The sequence below is a fragment of the Henriciella litoralis genome (assembly GCF_002088935.1).
GTDB lineage: Bacteria > Pseudomonadota > Alphaproteobacteria > Caulobacterales > Hyphomonadaceae > Henriciella > Henriciella litoralis.
This window is the reverse complement of the sequence record NZ_NCSS01000006.1, coordinates 400,003-420,317: the sequence shown is the minus strand read 5'-3', so window position 1 is coordinate 420,317 and position 20,315 is coordinate 400,003. Positions and strand designations below refer to the sequence as shown.

Annotated in this window: 18 protein-coding genes; 3 read left to right on the top strand and 15 right to left on the bottom strand. The window is 56.2% G+C overall.

Going from position 1 to position 20,315, the window contains the following annotated elements; translation table 11 throughout:
* Positions 1-12 precede the first annotated feature (12 nt).
* Entirely contained in the window at positions 13-780 is a 768-nt protein-coding gene (locus B8783_RS05710; RefSeq protein ID WP_139792257.1) for a lysophospholipid acyltransferase family protein, read from the top strand.
* 65 nt (positions 781-845) lie between these two features.
* Here B8783_RS05710 and B8783_RS05705 read toward each other — a convergent pair whose 3' ends face one another.
* The 8 genes from B8783_RS05705 to B8783_RS05665 form a co-directional block, all read right to left on the bottom strand.
* Positions 846-1,205: a HesB/IscA family protein gene (locus tag B8783_RS05705; RefSeq protein ID WP_084418983.1), complete on the bottom strand. Its 360-nt coding sequence runs from the start codon at positions 1,203-1,205 to the stop codon at positions 846-848.
* A gap of 35 nt (positions 1,206-1,240) precedes the next feature.
* Positions 1,241-1,639, bottom strand: coding sequence for an SUF system Fe-S cluster assembly protein (locus B8783_RS05700; protein WP_084418980.1), 399 nt, complete (start codon positions 1,637-1,639; stop codon positions 1,241-1,243).
* Between the two features lie 9 nt (positions 1,640-1,648).
* On the bottom strand, positions 1,649-2,872 hold the full coding sequence (locus B8783_RS05695; RefSeq protein ID WP_084418977.1) for an aminotransferase class V-fold PLP-dependent enzyme: 1,224 nt from the start codon (positions 2,870-2,872) through the stop codon (positions 1,649-1,651).
* Positions 2,869-4,113, bottom strand: coding sequence for a SufB/SufD family protein (locus B8783_RS05690; RefSeq protein WP_084418974.1), 1,245 nt, complete (start codon positions 4,111-4,113; stop codon positions 2,869-2,871). Before B8783_RS05690 ends, B8783_RS05695 begins: the two co-directional genes overlap by 4 nt.
* A complete protein-coding gene (sufC, locus tag B8783_RS05685; RefSeq protein ID WP_084418972.1) occupies positions 4,110-4,871 on the bottom strand; it encodes a Fe-S cluster assembly ATPase SufC in 762 nt (253 codons plus the stop codon). The genes B8783_RS05690 and sufC overlap by 4 nt, the downstream gene beginning before the upstream one ends.
* A 65-nt stretch (positions 4,872-4,936) precedes the next feature.
* Positions 4,937-5,617, bottom strand: a complete 681-nt coding sequence (locus B8783_RS05680; protein ID WP_139792256.1) for a hypothetical protein — start codon at positions 5,615-5,617, stop codon at positions 4,937-4,939.
* A gap of 580 nt (positions 5,618-6,197) precedes the next feature.
* Complete coding sequence (gene sufB / locus B8783_RS05670; RefSeq protein ID WP_084418963.1) at positions 6,198-7,739, bottom strand: Fe-S cluster assembly protein SufB; 1,542 nt, start codon at positions 7,737-7,739, stop codon at positions 6,198-6,200.
* 1 nt (position 7,740) lies between these two features.
* Positions 7,741-8,883: a cysteine desulfurase family protein gene (locus B8783_RS05665; protein WP_084418960.1), complete on the bottom strand. Its 1,143-nt coding sequence runs from the start codon at positions 8,881-8,883 to the stop codon at positions 7,741-7,743.
* A 119-nt stretch (positions 8,884-9,002) separates the two neighbouring features.
* On the opposite strand from B8783_RS05665, the gene B8783_RS05660 reads away from it, so the two are divergent.
* Positions 9,003-9,755: an alpha/beta hydrolase gene (locus B8783_RS05660; protein ID WP_084418957.1), complete on the top strand. Its 753-nt coding sequence runs from the start codon at positions 9,003-9,005 to the stop codon at positions 9,753-9,755.
* Here B8783_RS05660 and B8783_RS05655 read toward each other — a convergent pair.
* Entirely contained in the window at positions 9,752-10,873 is a 1,122-nt protein-coding gene (locus B8783_RS05655) for an anhydro-N-acetylmuramic acid kinase (protein ID WP_084418954.1), read from the bottom strand. The genes B8783_RS05660 and B8783_RS05655 overlap by 4 nt on opposite strands.
* 59 nt (positions 10,874-10,932) lie before the next feature.
* Here B8783_RS05655 and tyrS point away from each other — a divergent pair, with 59 nt between their 5' ends.
* Positions 10,933-12,186: a tyrosine--tRNA ligase gene (tyrS, locus tag B8783_RS05650; protein ID WP_084418952.1), complete on the top strand. Its 1,254-nt coding sequence runs from the start codon at positions 10,933-10,935 to the stop codon at positions 12,184-12,186.
* Here tyrS and hflX read toward each other — a convergent pair.
* From hflX to B8783_RS05620, 6 genes are all read right to left on the bottom strand, one after another.
* Positions 12,183-13,526: a GTPase HflX gene (hflX, locus tag B8783_RS05645; protein ID WP_084418943.1), complete on the bottom strand. Its 1,344-nt coding sequence runs from the start codon at positions 13,524-13,526 to the stop codon at positions 12,183-12,185. The genes tyrS and hflX overlap by 4 nt on opposite strands.
* Entirely contained in the window at positions 13,523-13,777 is a 255-nt protein-coding gene (gene hfq / locus B8783_RS05640) for an RNA chaperone Hfq (protein WP_084418940.1), read from the bottom strand. The genes hflX and hfq overlap by 4 nt, the downstream gene beginning before the upstream one ends.
* Before the next feature lie 86 nt (positions 13,778-13,863).
* Positions 13,864-15,270 carry a TrkH family potassium uptake protein gene (locus B8783_RS05635; RefSeq protein WP_084418938.1) on the bottom strand — a complete coding sequence of 469 codons (1,407 nt, stop codon included), beginning with the start codon at positions 15,268-15,270 and terminating at the stop codon, positions 13,864-13,866.
* Between the two features lie 32 nt (positions 15,271-15,302).
* On the bottom strand, positions 15,303-16,676 hold the full coding sequence (trkA, locus tag B8783_RS05630; RefSeq protein ID WP_084418935.1) for a Trk system potassium transporter TrkA: 1,374 nt from the start codon (positions 16,674-16,676) through the stop codon (positions 15,303-15,305).
* Between the two features lie 3 nt (positions 16,677-16,679).
* Entirely contained in the window at positions 16,680-18,068 is a 1,389-nt protein-coding gene (gene ntrX / locus B8783_RS05625) for a nitrogen assimilation response regulator NtrX (RefSeq protein ID WP_084418932.1), read from the bottom strand.
* The gene (locus B8783_RS05620) at positions 18,065-20,197 is read right to left on the bottom strand and encodes a sensor histidine kinase NtrY-like (protein ID WP_139792255.1); all 2,133 of its coding nucleotides are present in this window, start codon (positions 20,195-20,197) and stop codon (positions 18,065-18,067) included. Before B8783_RS05620 ends, ntrX begins: the two co-directional genes overlap by 4 nt.
* Between the last annotated feature and the right edge of the window lie 118 nt (positions 20,198-20,315).

Sequence of the window (20,315 nt, the reverse complement as noted above, 5' to 3'; positions counted from 1 at the left end):
GGGCGTCCCATCATGATCAGAGGATACGCCTTTACTGGCATCTATTATGTCCTGTCGCTGGTGTTCGTTCTGATCACCCTTCCATTGCTCATTCTGCCCGGCCGTGCCGCCGTGAGCTGGTCAATTCGCCAGTATTGCCGATGTGTCCGCTTCGCCTTTCATTGGATCGGAGGAGTCAAAGTTCGAATTGAAGGCAAGGAAAACTTGCCCGACGGCGCCTACATTCTCGCCGCGAAGCACCAGAGCTGGGGTGATGGTATCATCATCTATCCAGAAATTCGGGACCTGACCTTCGTCACTGGAGACCATCTTGCCAAGTTTCCGCTGGTTGGAGGCATCCTGGAGAAACTCGGTGCCATCGTTATCGACACCTGCGGGGGTGGAGACAGGAAAGTTCGTTCGCTGGAGGAAGGGCTCGCCTCGGCCAAGAGTGAGGGCCGGCGCGTCTTGATCTATCCTGAGGGCCATCTGGCTCCACCCGGAAAATACTTCAGATACAAAGCCGGTGTCTGGCATATGCAACGAGAAACGAACCTTCCAGTTGTGCCCGTCGCCTCTAATCTCGGGGCATTCTGGACGCAGCAGGACATCAGGAAACGTAGCGGTACGGCTACGGTGCGCATCTTATCGCCATTGGAAAGCGGATTGCCCAAGGATCTGTTTCTTGAGCGTCTGACAACGCAAATCGAATCCGAGTGCGCCGCTTTGTTGAAAGATACGCCATTTGCGTGCGAGGCGACGCGCCTGATCAGCGACCCGAAACCGCGCAAGGTCGATTAGAAGTGAAAAGACCGTGATGCGCCTACGTCTCGACCAAAATGAAGGTTGATCAACGCCGTTGAGCTTCAGGAAGCCTCTGCAGGCATTATCGTTACACTTTCCCCGCATCCACAGGCATCGGTCTCGTTTGGATTCCGGAATACAAACTTCTCATGCAGAGGCGTTGATTCGTAGTCCACGATAGATCCCAGCAGAAAAAGTACGGCTTTCGCGTCAACGACGATTTTCACGCCCTTGTCCTCGACGACTTCGTCGAATTTTTCAGGTGCGGTAACATAGTCCATGACGTATTCCATGCCGGCGCAGCCGCCATTCTTGACGCCAACGCGAAGGTACCCTGCCCCTTTTTCGGACATGATCTCCTGAACGCGGGTCGCGGCAGCATCAGTAAGGGTTACGAGTTGGGGGCGTGGTCTTCTGGCCATGGATTAGAGATGATGTTCCTGTTGGCTGAATTCAACTAGAGCATGTTCAGTGCAAGACGGGCTTCGTCAGACATTCTGGACGGATCCCACGGCGGATCGAAGGTCAGCCGGACCTCGACATCCTTAACGCCGTCGACGGTACGGGCCGCGGTTTCGACCCAGCCGGGCATGTCGCCTGCAACCGGACAGCCCGGTGCGGTTAGCGTCATGTCGATGTCGACTTTTCGGTCGTCGTCGATGTCGACTTTGTAGATCAGCCCTAGCTCATAAATGTCGACAGGAATTTCGGGGTCGAACACTGTCTTGAACGCTGCGATGAGCGCATCGGTCAGCCGGTTCAATTCGTCTTGAGGAATCGCGCTGCCTTCACCGGTCGTCGCCGGGTCATCTGCAACCGCGTGGTCTGGATTTTCAAGGCTCATATCATCGGGCATTGAGGGACCTTATAACAACATTTCGCGTGCTTTGTGGAGCGCATCGACAAAGGCGTCTACCTCAGACGGCGTATTGTACACCGCAAAGCTTGCGCGCGCAGTGGCACTGACACCTAGATGGTGCATCAGAGGCTGAGCGCAATGATGGCCTGCACGTATCGCGACACCATACCGGTCGAGAAGCTGAGCAATGTCATGCGGATGGGCGCCTTCGACACTGAAGGACATCACCGGTCCTTTCGATGGGGTCGTCCCATAAAGTTTGATCCCGTTGACACCGGAAAGCGCTTCGGCGGCTCGACTCAACAGACTATTCTCGTGAGCGCGGACCTGTTCCATGTCGAAGCTTCGGAGCCACTCCAGCGCGCGGCCAAAGCCGATTGCCTGCAGGATCGGCGGTGTGCCGGCCTCAAACTTGTGAGGCGCCTCATTATAGGTGACGCGGTCGCGTTCGACGATCTCGATCATCTCACCGCCGCCCTGATACGGCCGAAGCGATTGCAAGGCGTCAGTCGTGCCAAACAAGGCTCCGATGCCGCTTGGGCCGTAGATTTTGTGACCTGTCAGGACGTAGAAATCGCAGCCGATCTCCTGAACATCGATGTCGAGATGAACGCCTGCCTGACAGCCATCCACCAGAATTTTTGCTCCGACCGAATGGGCGATTCTTGTTGCTTCGGTGACATCTGTGATGCTTCCCAGCACGTTCGACATATGAGTAAGCGCGACCATCCGGGTCTTCGAAGAGACCTGTTCGCGAAGGGACTCCATGTCGAGTGAGCCGTCTTCGAGTATCTCCACCCATTTGAGAACGGCGCCGTAGCGCTCTCTCAGAAAGTGCCAGGGAACAATGTTTGAATGGTGTTCCATCACGGACAGGACGATCTCATCGCCCGGGCTTATGTCGCCTGCGATACCGTTAGCGACCAAATTTATGGCCTCAGTACCGCCCTTGGTAAATATTATGTTGGACGCGTCAGGTGCGTTCAGGAACGCCCTGACGATCTCTCTCGCATTCTCGAAAGCCGCTGTCGTCTCGTTGGCAAGCGTGTGGAGACCGCGATGGACATTCGCATAGGCAGTATGAGCCTGGTCTGTCATCGCATTCAGGACCGCATCAGGCGTCTGAGCGCTTGCTGCATTATCCAGGTAAGCGAGCGGGCGGCCATTCACCGATCTCGAAAGTATCGGAAACTCTGCGCGAATGGCTTCGATATCCAGTGGCCGGCTCACGAGACCGCCTTTTCAGCCCTGAGAAAGCGCCGCGTTGCATCAATCATTTGCTCACGGACGCCCGGATGAGCTTTGTCCAGTGCTTCGACGATGAAGGCCTCGGTCAGTAGCGCGCGCGCTTCCGGCAGTGGAATGCCACGTTGGCGCATGTAGAAGAGCGCGCTGTCGTCCAGCTGTCCGGATGTATTGCCGTGTTCGCACTCAACATCGTCAGCATAGATTTCAAGCTCGGGCTTTGCGAAAACCTCAGCACCATTTTCCAGCAACAGTGCCTGATGCTGCATATTGGCATCCGTAAACTGACCAACCGTTCGCGGGACAAGGAATTTGCCCTGAAAAACGCCCTGCCCGCCATCGCTGACCGCACCCTTGGTGAGCTGACGCGTGACGCAGCTTTCTGCGCCATGCGTAACATGCGTGGTCGTGTCGGAATGAAAGCCGCTTGCGGCGAGGTATGCGGTGTCGATCATTGCGCGCGCATTCGGCCCGGAATAACTGACATGCGTTTCGCAGCGCGAAAGTTTCGCGCCGAACGACAGCGCGGTCTGAGTAAACTCGGCACTTTCGGACAGATGAGCAAAACCGGTAATCGCAACGCACTGTGAAGCTGTGCCGCACTGAAAGATTGTGCGTGTCAGCTTTGCCCTGTCCTGAAGACCAAACTCCAACAATGTGGAGGAGAAAGGAGCGCTACCGCCATAGGCCTCGATCAAATCGACGGAACAGTCCTCGCGTACCACAAAGGCAATCCGGGCGAAGGCGGCGCTCTGCGCGTTTGGCGCGACATCAATGCAGATTGGTTGCGTGTGCGATGCGCTAACTTCGACAACAAGCGTGTCGGGTCCGTCATTGCCCGTCATGGCAGCGGTCAACGCAGCCAGTGGATGGGCGTCAGCTTCGCCGAAAGGCTGAGGCGAAGACTTCGAATGGATGTGGAGACCGTCTATTTCACCGTCCGGCCAAGTCCACTTCGCGCCATCGAATGATAGACGAATTGCATCAACAGGAAGTGCGAGCGTCTCTTTTGGAGCTTGATCGGTCGCTTGAAGGCCTTCGAGCGCCCTGCGAAAGTCGGTCCACTTCCATCGTTCAAGACGCCTGCTTGGCAAGCCGATCTTTGCGAATGCTTCGAACAGCTCTGTTCGTTGCTCACTCTCGGGCAGCGAACGATAAAGATCCACGAGCTGCTGTTCGGCGGTCGTTGGATCTTTGATGGTTGGAGCGAGTGTGGTCTGCGTCAAACCGCTTCTCCGAGGACGCCGTCATACCCTTCGTCTTCGAGCTGCAAGGCAAGCTCCGGGCCACCTGTCTTGATGATTCGGCCGTTGGCAAGCACGTGGACCTTATCGGGCCGTATGTGGTCCAGCAGGCGCTGATAGTGTGTAATGACAAGCATACCGCGTTCGGCATCACGAAGCGCATTGACGCCCTCTGCAACGGTTTTCAGCGCGTCGATATCAAGGCCGGAATCTGTTTCGTCGAGAATCGCAAACCGAGGCTCCAGCATCAGCATCTGGAAAATCTCAAGTCGCTTTTTCTCGCCGCCGGAGAAGCCGACATTGACGGGCCGCTTCAACATCTCGGCATCGAGATTTAGCATAGTGCCTACTTGGCGGGCTTTCTTGATGAAATCGGGCGCCGAAATTTCTTCTTCGCCGCGCGCCTTGCGCTGCGCATTCATCGCGGCGCGCACGAAAGTCATGATCGGTACGCCGGGAATCTCGACCGGATACTGGAAGGACAGAAACACGCCATGCGAGGCTCGCTCTTCCGGCTCCATATCGAGAAGGTCTTCACCGTTGAGGGTGGCCGTCCCGTCGGTAACTTCATAACCGTCCCGTCCGGTCAGGACATAGGACAGCGTCGATTTGCCTGCGCCGTTCGGCCCCATGATCGCATGGACCTCGCCTGCAGGCACCTCTAGCGAAAGCCCTTTCAGGATCGTTTTCGCTTCGTCACCTTCGCCAACTTGGGCTGTAAGATTTTCCAGTTTCAACATGCAGTGGATGTAGAGCCGTCAGCTCTCGATTCAAAGCCCGTAATGCGTGGAAATTCGCCCAAATATCAGCGAATGTCGGTCAGCCCGTAGAAATCCTGACCAGAAACGGCTGCTTCGAGATCAACAGGATTTACGAGCAGGGTCGCAATATAGTGAAGACTCTCTTCTTTTCCGTTCAGCACACGCTTCAATGCGGTGTTAATCGGCGTTGCCACGCCTTGAGGCCCAACCAGCACGAAACTGTCGAGACCTGGATCAAAGCCGTAATGCTCTGTGAAGTAGGGATTCGCCGCCATGAAGCGATCAAAGCGTTCCCAACGCCAGTCTAGATCAGAATTGGCCCGAATGACTTCACCAAGGTAAAGCCCGGCAAACATGACAGTATTGTCCCCACGGCCGTCCGCAATAAGGGACTCGCCTGCCTTGCCTTCCGATGCCTGAAGACGGTTGATTGTGTGGACATCTTTCAACCAGCTATCGACTGTCTTCATGCTCTCAATCGAGAAGTCGAGCTTGGAGCGGTCCAGCCGATTCGGCAGTAGGATGAGCCGATCACCCTCCGGAGACATGAAGCGATCAAGCGCCGGTCCGATATCTCGGACCTCCAGACTGGAGGCGTAGACACCATCATCGCGCCCGATAACTTCGCCACGGGAAAAGCCCGGCTCATATGCCGTCGCACCATATCCATCATACGGGATATAATAGGGCGTAGGCTTGCTGGGCGTGGCACACGCCGTGAGCAAGAATCCCAGAATGAGCCAAAGTCGAGCCAAATCAGTCCAATCGAATCAGGCACTACACGTGCGGGCTTGTTTACCAGCAAATGGCGTGCCGCCCTAATTTATCGTTTGGATTCTGCAGCCATTTCAAGAACGTTTATGTCGAGCTCAGGCGTCGACATCCCGCATCAGATCGCCCTGCCCGGGCTCCAACCGGTGCCACCAGGCGCTGAGTTTATGGCAATGTGAGCCCGTGAAATGGAGCTGAAGAACGCCATCGAACCGGACTGGGTCGTCCGTGCCAGGGCGTGTGAAACTGCAACTAAAATGGGCCCAGCCTGTTTTGTCCCGAAAGCCTATGGTCTGGAATTGTAGATCAAGCTCTTGCTGTTTCGGCAGAACCTCAGAGATCAGTTGTGATAATGCAGCCGCCCCTCTTCTGGGCGCTTCGAAAGGCGTTGTGCATATCTGAACGTCGTGGCTGAACTGGCTAATTAGCGCGTCGCTATTTGAACCGAGCAAACAAATTCTGCTCTGCTCCAGCCATTGGCTGAACGTCTCTACAGTCTCCAATTGCATCGGCCCCGCGCGTTTCCTTATGGCTTTACCCTACACTGCCTTCCAGGCTGACCTTCAGAAGGCTTTGGGCCTCCACGGCAAACTCCATAGGAAGGTGCTGCATCACCTCCCGGACGAAGCCGTTCACCAGAAGGGCGACCGCCTCTTCTTCTCCGAGGCCGCGTTGACGGGCATAGAACAACTGATCGTCAGATAGTTTCGTCGTCGTTGCCTCGTGCTCCAGCTGGGCGTCGACACGGCGATTTTCGACGTATGGGACGGTGTGCGCACCGCAATCGCCGCCGATCAGCAGGGAATCACACTGGGTGAAATTCCGCGCTTTCTCCGCCTTCTTGTGCACGGACACGAGCCCTCGATAAGTGTTGTCGGATCTACCGGCGCTGATGCCTTTGGAGATAATTCGAGAGCGGGTGTTTTTACCCAAGTGGATCATCTTGGTGCCGGTATCGGCCATCTGCCGACCATTTGTGACGGCGATCGAATAGAACTCACCCGTGCTGTCGTCGCCGCGCAGAATGCAGGAAGGATACTTCCACGTAATGGCAGACCCTGTTTCAACTTGCGTCCAGCTGATCTTTGAACGTGCGCCGCGGCAATCTCCGCGCTTGGTCACAAAATTGAAAATTCCGCCCTTGCCATTCTCGTCGCCGGGCCACCAGTTCTGCACGGTCGAATATTTGATCTCGGCATCTTCGAGCGCGACGAGTTCCACGACCGCTGCGTGAAGCTGATTTTCGTCCCGCATTGGCGCTGTACAACCTTCGAGGTACGAAACGTAAGCTCCCTTGTCGGCCACGATGAGCGTGCGCTCAAATTGCCCTGTGTTCTCGGCATTCATCCGGAAATAGGTGCTGAGTTCCATCGGGCACCGCACACCTTCGGGCACGTAAACAAAGGTACCATCGGAGAAGACGGCGCTGTTCAGCGTGGCAAAGAAGTTATCAGATTGTGGCACCACAGAGCCGAGGTACTTTTTGACGAGTTCCGGATGCTCACGAAGCGCCTCGGAGATCGACATGAAGATCACGCCGGCTTTCTCAAGCTCCTTGCGGAACGTGGTCGCGACCGAAACAGAATCAAATACCGCATCAACGGCGACGCGATTGCCGGCTGGCTGCGCGCTGCCACGTGCATCAGCGGCCGTATTCGCAGCGCCCTCTACACCAAGCAGAACTTCCGCCTCACGAAGCGGAATGCCGAGCTTCTCATACGTTTCGAGAATCTCTTTCGGGACGTCATCAATAGACTCATACTTCGCGCCCTGCTTTGGCGCTGCGTAGTAATAGATGTCTTGATAGTTGACCTTTTCGTACTCGACCTTCGCCCAGTCTGGCTCTTCCATTGTCTGCCAACGCTCATAAGCCTGCAGACGCCAGTCCAGCATCCAGGATGGCTCGCCCTTTTTTTCTGAGATGAAACGGATCACATCCGTGTTCAGACCCTTGGGCGCGTATTCGGTTTCGATGTCCGTCTTGAAGCCAGCAGAATAGTTTTCAGACTCAAGCGCCTTCGCAGCGGCAACAGTCCCGGCATCGATGCTGTCCTTGATTTTAAGATCATCCGGCATCTCAGGCGGTCTCCTTCAGGTTGCGGCGGTGAAAAGCTTTGAGCCATGCTTCGGCAGTTTTGTCGAAATCTTTGGCTGTGCTCTTCCATCCAAAGCTGGTGCGTATAGCGCATTCTGCAAGGTTGTCAGGTGCGCCCATCGCAGCCAGCACGACTGAGCGTCGCACTTTGCCGCTGGAACATGCCGAGCCTGAGGACACAGCGACCCCTGCAAGATCCATCGCCATGACCTGCGTTTCCGCGCGAAACCCCGACGATGCAAAGTTGGATGTGTTGGCGAGACGCGGCGCGCTTTCACCGAAAACGACAACGCCAGCCTCGGCTTTCAGGCGCGCTTCCATAGCGTCGCGCCATCCGGAGAGTTTGCTGAAAAGGCCCAGATCGCGAAGGCTCGCCTCCGCTGCGGCCCCAAATCCTGCTACTCCAGCAAGGTTTTCTGTCCCCGATCTCAGCGATCGCTCCTGGCCGCCGCCATAAATGACAGGCTTCAGAGGCGCACCGCTTCTTATCCAGAGCGCGCCTGCTCCTTGAGGGCCACCAGCTTTATGCGCGGACAGCGCAAGATAATCGACGCCGAGCAGTGACACGTTGAGGTCAATTTTTCCGAGCGCCTGAACGGCATCGCAGACAACGAGCCCTCCGGCTGCGCGAACACGGGTAGCTGCGTCCGCCACCGGCTGAATGACACCTGTCTCATTATTGACGAGCATCAGGACAAGGACGGGCTTGCCAAATGCGTCTTCATCCCAGTCGTCCAGTGTTTTCTGAAGCTGCTCCAGATCAATCTGCCCGTTTGCGTCCACATAAGCCGTTCTGGTCGGCGCGCCTGAATAGCCAGCATTCTTCGCGGCAGCTTCATGCTCAATTGCTGATACAAGCAATGTGCACTTTGCTTCCAGTTGTTTGACGACGCCTCCAATTGCCAGCGAAATGGCTTCAGTGCCGCCGGACGTAAAAACGAGGTCCTGAGGCAGGCCGCGTATCGAACTGGCGACCTGGGCGCGTGCAGTTTCCAATACTTTGCGTGCCTTGCGCCCTGGCGCGTGGACGCTGGACGGATTAGCGCCAACGTCCAAAGCCGCCATCATGGCGTCACGCGCTTCAGGCCTTAGGGGCGCAGTGGCATTGTAATCTGCATAAATCATAACCGATGCCCCTAAAGTAACACGGTCAGGGCTTACACAAAAACTTGCATTTCCTTGCAGCTTTCGCCTAAAGCGCCAACTTCGCTAGAAGCAGCTAAAATCAGAAGAGGCGCCCCTAAATGGCAGAGCTCATCATTCCAGGTCCGGCCGGTCGTATCGAAGCGCGCTATACCAAGCCCCCTCAGGAAGGCTCTCCAATCGCGTTGATTCTGCATCCGCATCCTCGTGCCGGCGGCACGATGCAGGATCCGATCACGATCCGCCTGTTCCAGATGTTCGAAAAGCGCGGCTTTGGCGTTCTTCGTTTTAACACGCGCGGTGTTGGCCGTTCCCAGGGCGTCTATGATCAAGGCGTCGGCGAGCTGGAAGACGCTGCTTATGTCCTCGACTATATGGAGAATCTGACGGAAAGCCCTCGGTTTGTCTGGTGCGCAGGCTATTCATTTGGCGCCTGGATTACACTTCAGCTTCTGATGCGTCGTCCTGAAATCGATGGCTTCCTGGCGATTGCGCCGCCTTGCAATCACTACGACCTTTCGTTCCTGGCCCCTTGCCCGGCTTCAGGCCTCATCCTTTCGGGCGACAATGACAAGATCTCCGGCCCGAAAGATGTCGAGCGCGCGCTGACCAAGGTTCGCGTTCAGAAGGGCGAAGTCATCGAGCGCGACACCATTACGGGTGCCAACCACTTCTTCCAGGGCAAGCAGGATGAGCTGCTGGCGAAGTGCGAAACCTATGTGGACCGCCGCCTTGTCGAAGATGAGCAGAAAATGCGTCTGGAAACAGACACCTCGAAGAAGCGTGGCATGGCGGCCCTGCCGAATGTTACAGACGACGATGAAGATGAAGGCGACATCGACAGCGAAGACTAGTCGATCAGCTTGCCGCCTGTCATGGCAACCGGCACCCTCGTGGTGCCGGGCCAGCTGATTGGAAGACCTCGGAGTGTCCTGACAGCAAGGTACGCAAACGCCTGCGCTTCAATGGAATCGCCTAACCAGCCCACATCTTCGGCGCTCAAAACCTGACAGGGTACGCGGCGCCGTAACTCTTCCATCAGCGCTGGGTTTCTACGTCCACCACCGCAGACGATAAGCTGTTCAGGCACTTCAGCCGCGTTACGCACGGCATGTGCGACGCATTCCGCTGAAAAGGCGGTCAAAGTTGCAGCGCCGTCCTCGACTGACATGCCACGGGCGAGATCAGCACTGAAGTCGAACCGGTCGAGGCTCTTTGGGCCATGATTGTCGAACCACGGATTATCCATCCATTGCTCAATCGATAATTCATTGACCCGGCCGCTCGAGGCAATTGCTCCATCAACATCGTAAGTTCCGAGGCCGTGCAGCTCTACCCACTCGTCTATCGGACCATTGGCTGGGCCGGTGTCGAATGCCACTATCGTGCCGTCAGTCTGATGAAGCGTGATGTTCGCGACGCCGCCAAGATTGAGAACGGCCTGGCTGCGGTCCGTTCCAAGCCGACGCAGAAGTGCGGCATGATAGGCCGGCGCGAGTGGCGCACCCTGCCCGCCTTCATCTACATCCTTTGTGCGGAAGTCGTAGGCCAGCGGAAGACCGATTGTGTCGCGTAGCTGCTTAGCGTCGAGGATTTGTAGCGTGTTTCCCTTGGCGTCCGCTTTTGGCGCCCTGTGGAGAACCGTTTGACCATGGACGCCGGCCAACTCAGGCGAATGCTCGTTACGAACTCTAATCATCTCTCTAAAGGCATCGACATGGGTTGCCGTAAGCACCTGGTTAGCGTCTGAGAACGCCCTGTCCGGCTGTGGCCCCGTCCAATTCCAGCTTCTGGCGGCATCCACGGCCTTCTTAAGAACAGCTCTTTCAGAAGGCGTATATTTACGCTCTGCGACCGGGCCGAAATCCAGCACATCAATACCGTCCGTCAGGATCATTGCGGCATCAACGGCATCGAGCGACGTTCCCGACATGAAGCCTGCTGCCCAAATTGGTTCAAATTCGTCATTCATCTGGTTCAACAGTGGCTTCTCTCGTGCTAGCTGCGCATGCGTTCGCGGAGTAAACTTTTATGAGCCAGTACAAATCCGAATTTCTGAAGACGCTCGATGAGCGCGGTTTCATCAAACAGATCACGCATCCCGATGCGCTGGATGAGTACTGCCTTAAACAAACTCCTATCGGATATATCGGATTCGATGCGACTGCCGACAGTCTGCATGTTGGGTCTCTTCTTCAGATCATGATGCTTCGACGGTTGCAGCAAGCGGGCGGTAAACCGATCGTGCTTATGGGCGGCGGGACGACAAAAGTTGGCGACCCGACCGATAAGGAAAAATCCCGCCCTTTGCTTACCGATGAGCAGATCAGCCATAACATCGAAAGCATCAAACGCGTCTTTGAGCCGTTCCTTACCTTCGGGGATGGGCCGACCGACGCGATTATGGTGAACAATGACGATTGGCTGTCCAAGATCGGTTACGTCGAATTTTTACGTGATTACGGTGTGCACTTCACGATCAATACAATGATCAAGCAGGAAACCGTCGATCGCAGGCTGCGCAACGAGCAGCCCTACACCTTTCTGGAATTCAACTACATGCTGCTGCAGGCGTACGACTACCTGGAGCTTTTCCGTCGCCACCAGGTTCGCCTCCAGCTTGGCGGCTCCGACCAGTGGGGCAACATCGTCAATGGCGTTGAGCTGACACGCCGCGTTGCCAATGGCGAGGCCTTTGGACTGACGTCACACCTTGTCACCACCGCCTCGGGCGGAAAGATGGGCAAGACGGTCGATGGCGCAGTCTGGCTGAATGCGGATCGTAAATCGCCGTATGAGTACTGGCAGTTCTGGCGCAACACCGAAGATGCGGATGTTGGGCGTTTCCTGCGCCTGTTCACGGACTTGCCGCTGGACGAAATTGAGAAGCTGGAAAGCCTCGAGGGCGCGGAAATAAACAATGCCAAGATCGCTTTAGCCAATGCTGCAACCGCCCTGCTTCATGGTGAACAGGCGGCCAGGGATGCTGAACGCGGTGCGGCTGCGGTCTTTGGTGCCGGTGATCGGGACGTGGCTTTGCCGACGACAGAGGTGCCAAGCGGCGAGTTCGAAAAAGGAATGCTGGTTGCAGCGGCCTTTAATCTGGCTGGACTTGCCAAGTCCAACGGCGAAGCACGACGCCTCATCAAACAAGGCGCTGCGCGGGTAAATGACGCCGTCGTGTCGGATGAAAACGCTGTTGTGTCGGCAGACGATCTCAGTGACGACGCCACGGTAAAGTTGTCGGCGGGCAAAAAGCGTCACGCCTTGTTGAAGGCTGTCTAGTCGGCTGGGCCAGGCACGGTTCTTAGAACGACATCAGGGAACGTAGCTTCAAACCGGCCGCGGTGCTTGGCGCTCAGGCCGACCTGCAGGCTGACGTTCCCCTTTTCGTCGGTGTCTTCTGCCTGAACATGTCCATTTTGATAGAGCCACGCTCTCGCCGCTCCATCGACTGGTCGAAGCGCGACAACATAATGCTCCAGTTCTTCGCGAACTGAGGCCTCGATCAGGTGAAGCAGGTCTTCTATGCCTTCGCCTGTCAGCGCAGAGGTGACGACAGCGGGAGTAGAGGTTGCGCTGTTGCTCGCGGCGGCAAGTTTCATTGTGTCCTGTAGATCATCAGGCAACAAATCGACCTTGTTCCAGGCCTCGATCATCGGCGGAAGGACTTGTCCCGTCTCCTGCTCCAACCGTTTCAGGACGCGCAAGACATCCTGCTTGCGATCATCGTCGAACTGGCTTGAGCGATCGCGAACATGGACGAGAAGATCCGCTTCCAGCGTCTCTTCAAGCGTCGCTCGGAAACTATCGATCAGGTGGGTTGGCAGATCCGAAATGAACCCGACCGTATCAACAATCGCCGCCTCACCAACGGTTGGCAGCTCAAACCGCCTTATTGTCGGGTCGAGCGTCGCGAATGGCATATTGCGCGCAAAAACATTCGCGCCGGTCAGTCGATTGAACAGTGTCGACTTGCCTGTGTTTGTATACCCAACCAGCGCAATGACCGGAAAGCCAGCCTCCCGACGTCCTGAGCGCTGCAGGCCGCGGGTGCGTTTCACTTCGTCGAGGTCAGCCTTCAGGGATGCCAGCTGACGGTCGAGCATTCGGCGGTCAGCTTCGAGCTGCGTCTCGCCGGGACCACTCAGAAAGCCGCCACCGCCGCGCTGGCGCTCAAGGTGGGTCCAGGTGCGCACAAGGCGGGAGCGCTCATAGGACAGCCTCGCCAGTTCGACCTGGAGCTTGCCTTCCTTGGTGCGAGCTCTCAAACCGAAGATTTCAAGGATGAGACCGGTTCGATCAATGACCTTGCAGTTGAGGTTCTTTTCGAGGTTCCGCTGCTGGACCGGGCTCAGCGATGCGTCGATGACGCAAAGCGTACACTCAGATTCCTCGATGTCGGCCTTCAGCCTCTCCAGCAGTCCGCCAGAGAGCAGGTGTGACGCGCTAGGTTTGCGCACGTGTTCGGCTCGCAAGAAGGAAAGATTGCAGCCAAGCGCTTCGACAAGGCCAGCCGTTTCCGTCAGCCTGTCGCGATCGGGACGGTCAGGCGGTGAGGCCCAAGGAATGATGACCCCTGCACGATCCTGCGCAGGGGTGCGATCAATCAGGTCCGAACTCAATCGGAGCCCGTCGCTGCTTCTTCGTCAAACAGCTGCACCGGCGCACCTGGCGCAATGGTGGAAATGGCGTGCTTGTAAACAAGTTGTGGCGGGCGACCGTCGCCGCGCAGAAGAACGCAGAAATTGTCGAACCAGGTGACCACGCCCTGAAGTTTTACGCCGTTGACCAGAAAGATTGTGAGAGGAATGCGGGACTTTCTGACAGCATTGAGAAACGTGTCCTGCAAGTTTTGTTTTTTATCTGAAGACATTGTCGGTTTCCGTAAACTGGATGTATACGCTATGCGTTTTTGCAGGCGCTATCTGGATTGAACGGCCTTGGCAAGTCCCGAGCGCGTTATCGTCGCCAAAATGACAGCGTTAGCAATGGAATAAAAGCAAGCACTTCCAGTCTGCCTAAAATCATGCCGAATACTAAAAACAGCTGATGGACATCGTGACCGGGCAAGTTTTGAAGTTCGATCAGGTTGCCCGAATTCGTAAGGCTGCCGACTGTGTTGGATATCGAGTCTTCGAAGTTCAGTCCCGAAAATGAGAACAGCAGCATTCCGACTACCGATGCCATGATGTAGGCAACGAGATAGACCCAGATGCCCATTAGGGTTCTGTCCGACTGCACTCGTCGGCGGAACTGAAAGTGCAAAAGCGATTGCTTGAATCCCATCCGAAGGAATTCCTGACCGACGCGTCTGCTAAGCACGTAGACCCGCGCGAGTTTTATACCGCCGGCTGCAGACAGCGCGGCGCCCCCTATAAGGGCCGGCGCAAGCTGAAGCGCCAGTGGCAGCGATTGGGTCGTGGAGGGCGAAACCAGCGCAATGCCGCTCGTCGACAGCGCTGATATGGCCCAGCCAAACGAATTGAGCCCGTTCAGCCCTTCTATTGCGGCCAAGAGTGTAAACAGAACCAGGCACACGACAAAGGTCGTTACTTCGGCGTCGGTCAAAGTGCGCTTCCAGTCGCGCGTCACCATTTGCAGCAGAACGAAGATACCAACTGATCCAAGGATAAGACCGAATGTGATGCCGATGGCCCTCGCCTCTCGCGTAACATCGTTGATGAGGCCCTGCGGTTCAGCCAGACCGGTGCTGAACGCACTGACGGCGTCAAAAAAAGCGGTTGTTACAGGGATGCCCCCGACTACTTCGATGGCGAAAACCAGCAATACGCAGACCGATGCCACTAAGGCGACCGTACGCAATACGCGCGGCACCGAATCGAAGAAACTGGCATCGGAAAGACTGTAAAGGTGCGTGCGATGGATACCCGGGCCGTCAAGGTTCAGCGCAGCGAGCACAGTCGCCGCCAGCGTGATCGTGGCAATTGCACCGGCAAGATGAAGGGCCGCCCTATACATCAGGATTGATACTGGCAGATCCAGAAATTGCGGGTTCAGGGCGCTGTGGCCTGTGGTCGTGAGGCAGGACACGGCCTCGTGAAGTGCGGTGACCAAGCTATCGTTTGGTAGACCCATCAAAAATGGAGGCGCACAAACAATGCCGGAAAAGATCCAGAAAAACACCATAAACGCCAGGCCATCAGAAGGCAGCGCCCGACGCTTTGGCGTTCCCGTCAGAACAAGCGCGGCGATTGCGAGGGTCGCTACAAGTACAGTCGTCGTCAGGAAGACATGCAATTGTGCAGTCTCACCTGAAAACAAGGCAATCATCGCGCAGAATAGCATGATGGCTGCGTAGCCTAGTCCCGCCAATGAGAGCATGCGAATGATGGCAGCGTAGTTCATTCAGGCGTATCGCTATCTGCGTGTGAAAGTGGCTAGAAGAAGTCTGCGCTGACGCGGAAGAATTGCTCAACTTTGCTTGTCATCGTCGTCTCATAGAAAAGCAGTACATGATCATTGGCGCGAGGTCTGACCTCCGGTGTCGCGAAGATAACCTCCCCGTCTCGCAGGATCGCTGCGGCAGTAATCCCTTTAGGCAGATCGTCATAGCCCAGAGATTTTCCGATCAAGGGAGACGTCTCAAGCGTGACGCCCTCAGCAATTTCTGCGGCCCCATCTTCAAGCGACTGCAAGGCAAGAATGCGACCTCGTCGCATTTTCATGAGAATTCTCGACACGGTGAGCGCGCGTGGATCGAGCACCGCATCCAATTTCATCTCTCTGGCGAGCTGCGCAAGCTCCGGTGCATTTACGAGTGCGAGCGCCCGTTTCGTTCCCATCTGCTTCGATAGCTTTGAGATCAGAATATTCGTTTTGTCGTCGTGCGTGGTCGCGATCACCAGGTCGGCTGTCGGCGCGTCGGACTCTTCCAGGATTTCGCGCGTCAGTCCGTCGCCATGTATGACGATTGTTCGGCTGAGCTCTGACACCGCATGCTCGGCTTGCGTGATGTCGGCTTCGATCACGCGAACACGTACACCGCTCTGCTTTTCCAGGCCCTTCGCAACATAGAGACCCACATTGCCGCCGCCCACAATAACCACACGGCGCGTCTCGGCTTCTGGTCGATTGAATATACTGTTCAAGCGATGGGCGTGAGACTTGAGGACGGCCACATAAGCCGTGTCACCAACCTTCAAATTGTCATTTCCGCGCGGCGCGAAGACGTGCTCGTTCCGGCTGATGCCAACGACGCGTGCATTGAGGCTTGGAAACAGCCCCTGCAATTGGTCCAGAGCCGTGTCCAGGACAGGACTGTCTGGCAGGACTTCGATGCCGATAAGTTGAACATCGCCGCGGCCAAAACTGACGCTCATGACAGCGCCGGGTGTCTTGAACCGCTGAAGGATAGCGTCACCGACTTCCAATTCCGGAGAGATAACCAGGTCGATGCCTAGCCCGTCCCGGCTGAACAGTTGTCGCCAGGAACTCTCAAGATATTGCTGGGCCCGAATACGGGCGATCTTTGTCGGGATGTTGAACAGGGTGTCGGCGACCTGACAAATCACCATGTTGATTTCGTCAGAATAAGTGACAGCGATAATCATGTCGCAGGCTTCACCACCTGCGGCGAGCAATACATTCGGATGCCCTGCGTGCCCTTGGACACCGCGAACGTCCAGTTCGGTCTGGACGATGTCGATCAGACGAGCGTCCTGATCGATCATCACAATGTCATGATTTTCTTTCGCAAGTCGTCTGGCTATGCCCTGCCCGACACGCCCTGCCCCACAGATGATAACGCGCATAACCTAGACTTCCGACCGGCTGGCGGATGCATTCACGCCAAGTGCCTTGAGTTTGCGATGCAGAGCCGAGCGTTCCATGCCGATAAACTCAGCCGTCCGGGATATGTTGCCATCAAATCGCGTAATCTGCAGCGTGAGATATTCGCGTTCGAACTGTTCACGTGCGTCGCGAAGCGAAAGCCCGACAAGCTCTGCCGACGCTGATGGGCCACTTTTGCTCGAGACGCCACTGCGCTCCTGCGGCAGTTCATCGACCGACACCGGCCGCTTTGCGTCATTTGGCGACAGGATGAGGATGCGTTCTACGAGGTTTTTCAGTTGCCGCACATTGCCCGGCCACTCCATGGACTGAAGCACTGCTATCGCCTCGGATGAGAATGTCCGCGCATTCAGCCCTGAGCTATCAGCGATCTTGCCGGTGAAGTGGTTGATAAGCTCTGGAATATCGTCACGCCGTTCAGACAGCGGCGGCACCTTCACTGGCACGACACTCAACCGATAGAAAAGATCTTCGCGAAAACGTCGGGATTCAATCTCCTCCCTGAGGTTCTTAGTCGACGAAGACATGACGCGTACATCGACACGCACATCGGATTTGCCGCCCACGCGTTGAAACCTCTGTTCCGTCAGGACACGCAGTATCTTGTTTTGCGTCCCGAGCGGCATGTCCGCCACCTCGTCCAGCAGCAGGGTGCCATCATGGGCTTTCTCGAACAGCCCGATGCGCCGAGGTCTTCCGTCGGCGTCTTCTTCGCCAAACAGCTCCTGTTCCATCAGGTCAGGGGAGATATTTGCGGCATTAACGACGACGAACGGCCCTGCGCTGCGGTTCGAATGCGCATGAATGAGGCGTGCCGTGAGTTCCTTGCCGGCGCCAGCGGGCCCGGTAATGAGCACACGAGAGTTTGTCGGCCCCACTTTGCCGATCGAAGACCGAAGGGTCGTCGCTGCATGGCTGCTTCCAATCCAGTCATCGCTGTTCACGACCATGTTTCTCAGCGAAACATTTTCGCGTTTCAGCGCCGTCGATTCCAGAGCCCGTTCGACCAGATGGATTAGCCTGTCCGACTTGAAAGGTTTCTCGATAAAGTCGTAGGCACCACGGCGGATGGCAGCGACGGCTGTTTCGATATTGCCATGCCCGCTGATGACGATGACCGGGATAAGAGGATCGATGGACTTAAGGTATTTCAGCAGTGAAAGCCCGTCCATATCGCTGCCCTGCAGCCAGACATCCAGGATCACCAGACCTGGCGCCCTCATGCGAACCTCTTCGAGAGCGCTTTCAGCGGTCGCGGCCGTCCGTACGGCGTAGTCTTCGTCTTCGAGCACGCCTGCGATCAGATCGCGAATATCGGGCTCGTCATCAACGATCAGGATATCATTGGTCATTGCAGAACCTCCGTAGAAGCTGGTTCTTCATATTCATTTAGCGTGGCCTGTTTCGGTATCATTATTCGCACACGTGCGCCTCGCTTGTTGTCGTCCCGCCCCTGCAGAAGAATTGAGCCGCCGTGATCGACGATAACACGATTAACGATGGCAAGACCGAGACCCGTGCCTTTTTCTCTGGTCGTCACATAGGGCTCCAGCAACCTGTCGCGTGCCTCTTCCGGAAAACCCGGGCCATCGTCCTCGATGACGATCTCAATTGAATCCAGCGCATCATGTGTTGTGATCTCGATCAATCCCAGGCTCTCATCTTCTTCTGGCAGCCTTTCGATCGCTTCCGCGGCGTTCTTGACGATGTTCCCAATGGCCTGACCTAATAGTCTCTCATCGCCTGTGATCATCAATGGCTTCGTGACGTGATGTAATTCGATTGTAATATCTGGACTGACAACTTGCTGCGAAAAGCTGGTCTCATCCAGCATCGCGGCCAAATCAAAGCTTTGAAGTGTCGGCTTTGGCATACGGGCGAAGCCAGAGAACTCTTCCACCATCCGGCCAATGTCACTAACCTGGCGCAGTATTGTGTCGGTGCATTTCGCAAAAATCGTGTCGTCCTCAGGAATGTATTGTGTGTAACGACGTCGGATACGTTCAGCCGAAAGCTGGATCGGCGTCAAAGGATTGCGAATCTCGTGCGCGATACGCCGCGCCACATCCCGCCAGGCAAGCTGTCGCTGGGCTGTCACTAGTCGCGTGGCGTCATCGAAAGTGAGCACCAGACCGCCGGTCGAATCCCTCGCTGCTTTCAGGCGGAAATGCCGGGCTCCTGAGCCTTCTCTAAGGTCCAGGGATGCATCTACAGGCTGGCCAGTCGCCATGACTTCAGAGCTAAGGGGAAAGAAGGACGGAGCCACTTTCTGAAGGTGCTTGCCCTCCATATTATCCTCAAGCCCCAGCAACTTCTGTGCTGATGCGTTTGCCAGAGTGACTTCAAACTTTTCATCAACCCGGATGACGCCTGCGCTGACTTCCTCAAGAAGGGTTTCCAGAAACAGCCGACGATCTTCAGCCTCTTCGCGTGCTGCAATCAAAGCGGCACGCTGCGTACCAAGTTGGTCCGTCATGACGTTGAAGGATCGAGTCAGGGCACGCACTTCGTCCTTGCTTCCTGGGAGTGGCACTCGAATGTCCAGGTTTCCGTCACGCACTGATTGGGCAGCGCTCGCGAGCCTGCCAATGGGCCCGGTTATCCGCCCTGCGGCCTCAAGCGCAAGCCGCACAGCGAGCAACAGGACAAGCGCAACAATCTGGCCGAAAGCCACGACAAACAAAGTCTGAGAACGGGCGCTGAGGTTCGCCGCAATGCGATACTCTTCAAGCGCCTGCTCCGCACGTCTCAGTCTGGCGAATGCATCTCTGTCCAACGGCTTGGCGAGATAAAGATAAACGTCATTCATTCCCTCAAGCCGGATCAGGGATGTCGCGAAACCGTCCGCTTCCTGCAAGGAAAGAATCACCTCGCCTTTATCTGCATCGTTCAGCATTCCGGCGGTCGGCTTACGGTAAAAACCCTCGCCGCCCGTATTCTCCCCAATTGCGAGCGGAATGCCTTTGCGGTCAATCACATAGGCGGCCGGCATGTTACGCACATAAGCCTGAATGCCGAGATAGGATTCAAAGCGGTCATTGTCTTCCGTCAGGCCTTCAAGGGCGTTGTTGACGTCCGTCGCCATCAGGCGGGTGTCCTCTTCGAGGACGTTGCTGTATTCCTCCACATTCTGCCGTGCGACGGTTGCCGTCTGTTCGACGAGCGTGACGATACGTTCACCAAACCAGGTGTCGAAACCGCGCGAAATGGCTGCCCAAAGGAATAGCGATACGACCAGCGCGGGAATTACGGCAGAAAGGCCGAACAGGATAAGAAACCGCCTGGCAAGGCGGTCGCCTTGTTCGCCTTTTTTCGGCGAGCGAGACGCTCGATAGCGTTGAAATATCAGAATCGCCAAAATGCCGATGATTACGGTATTGGCGATGATCAGGAGCTGAACGTCCCGGTTTACGGGCTCGATCGGATCCATGTCGGAGACAGCAATGAACGTGACTGTCGCAGCCAGAAATGCCGCAACCACGAACAGCCCCTGGAACAGTCTCCAGCCAGCTTGCGATCTCCCGGGCTTCAGGAAGCCAAACAAACACTACCTCACAGACGGGCCTGTGCCCAAGCGGCAACAGTGAGGATTTAGAGCA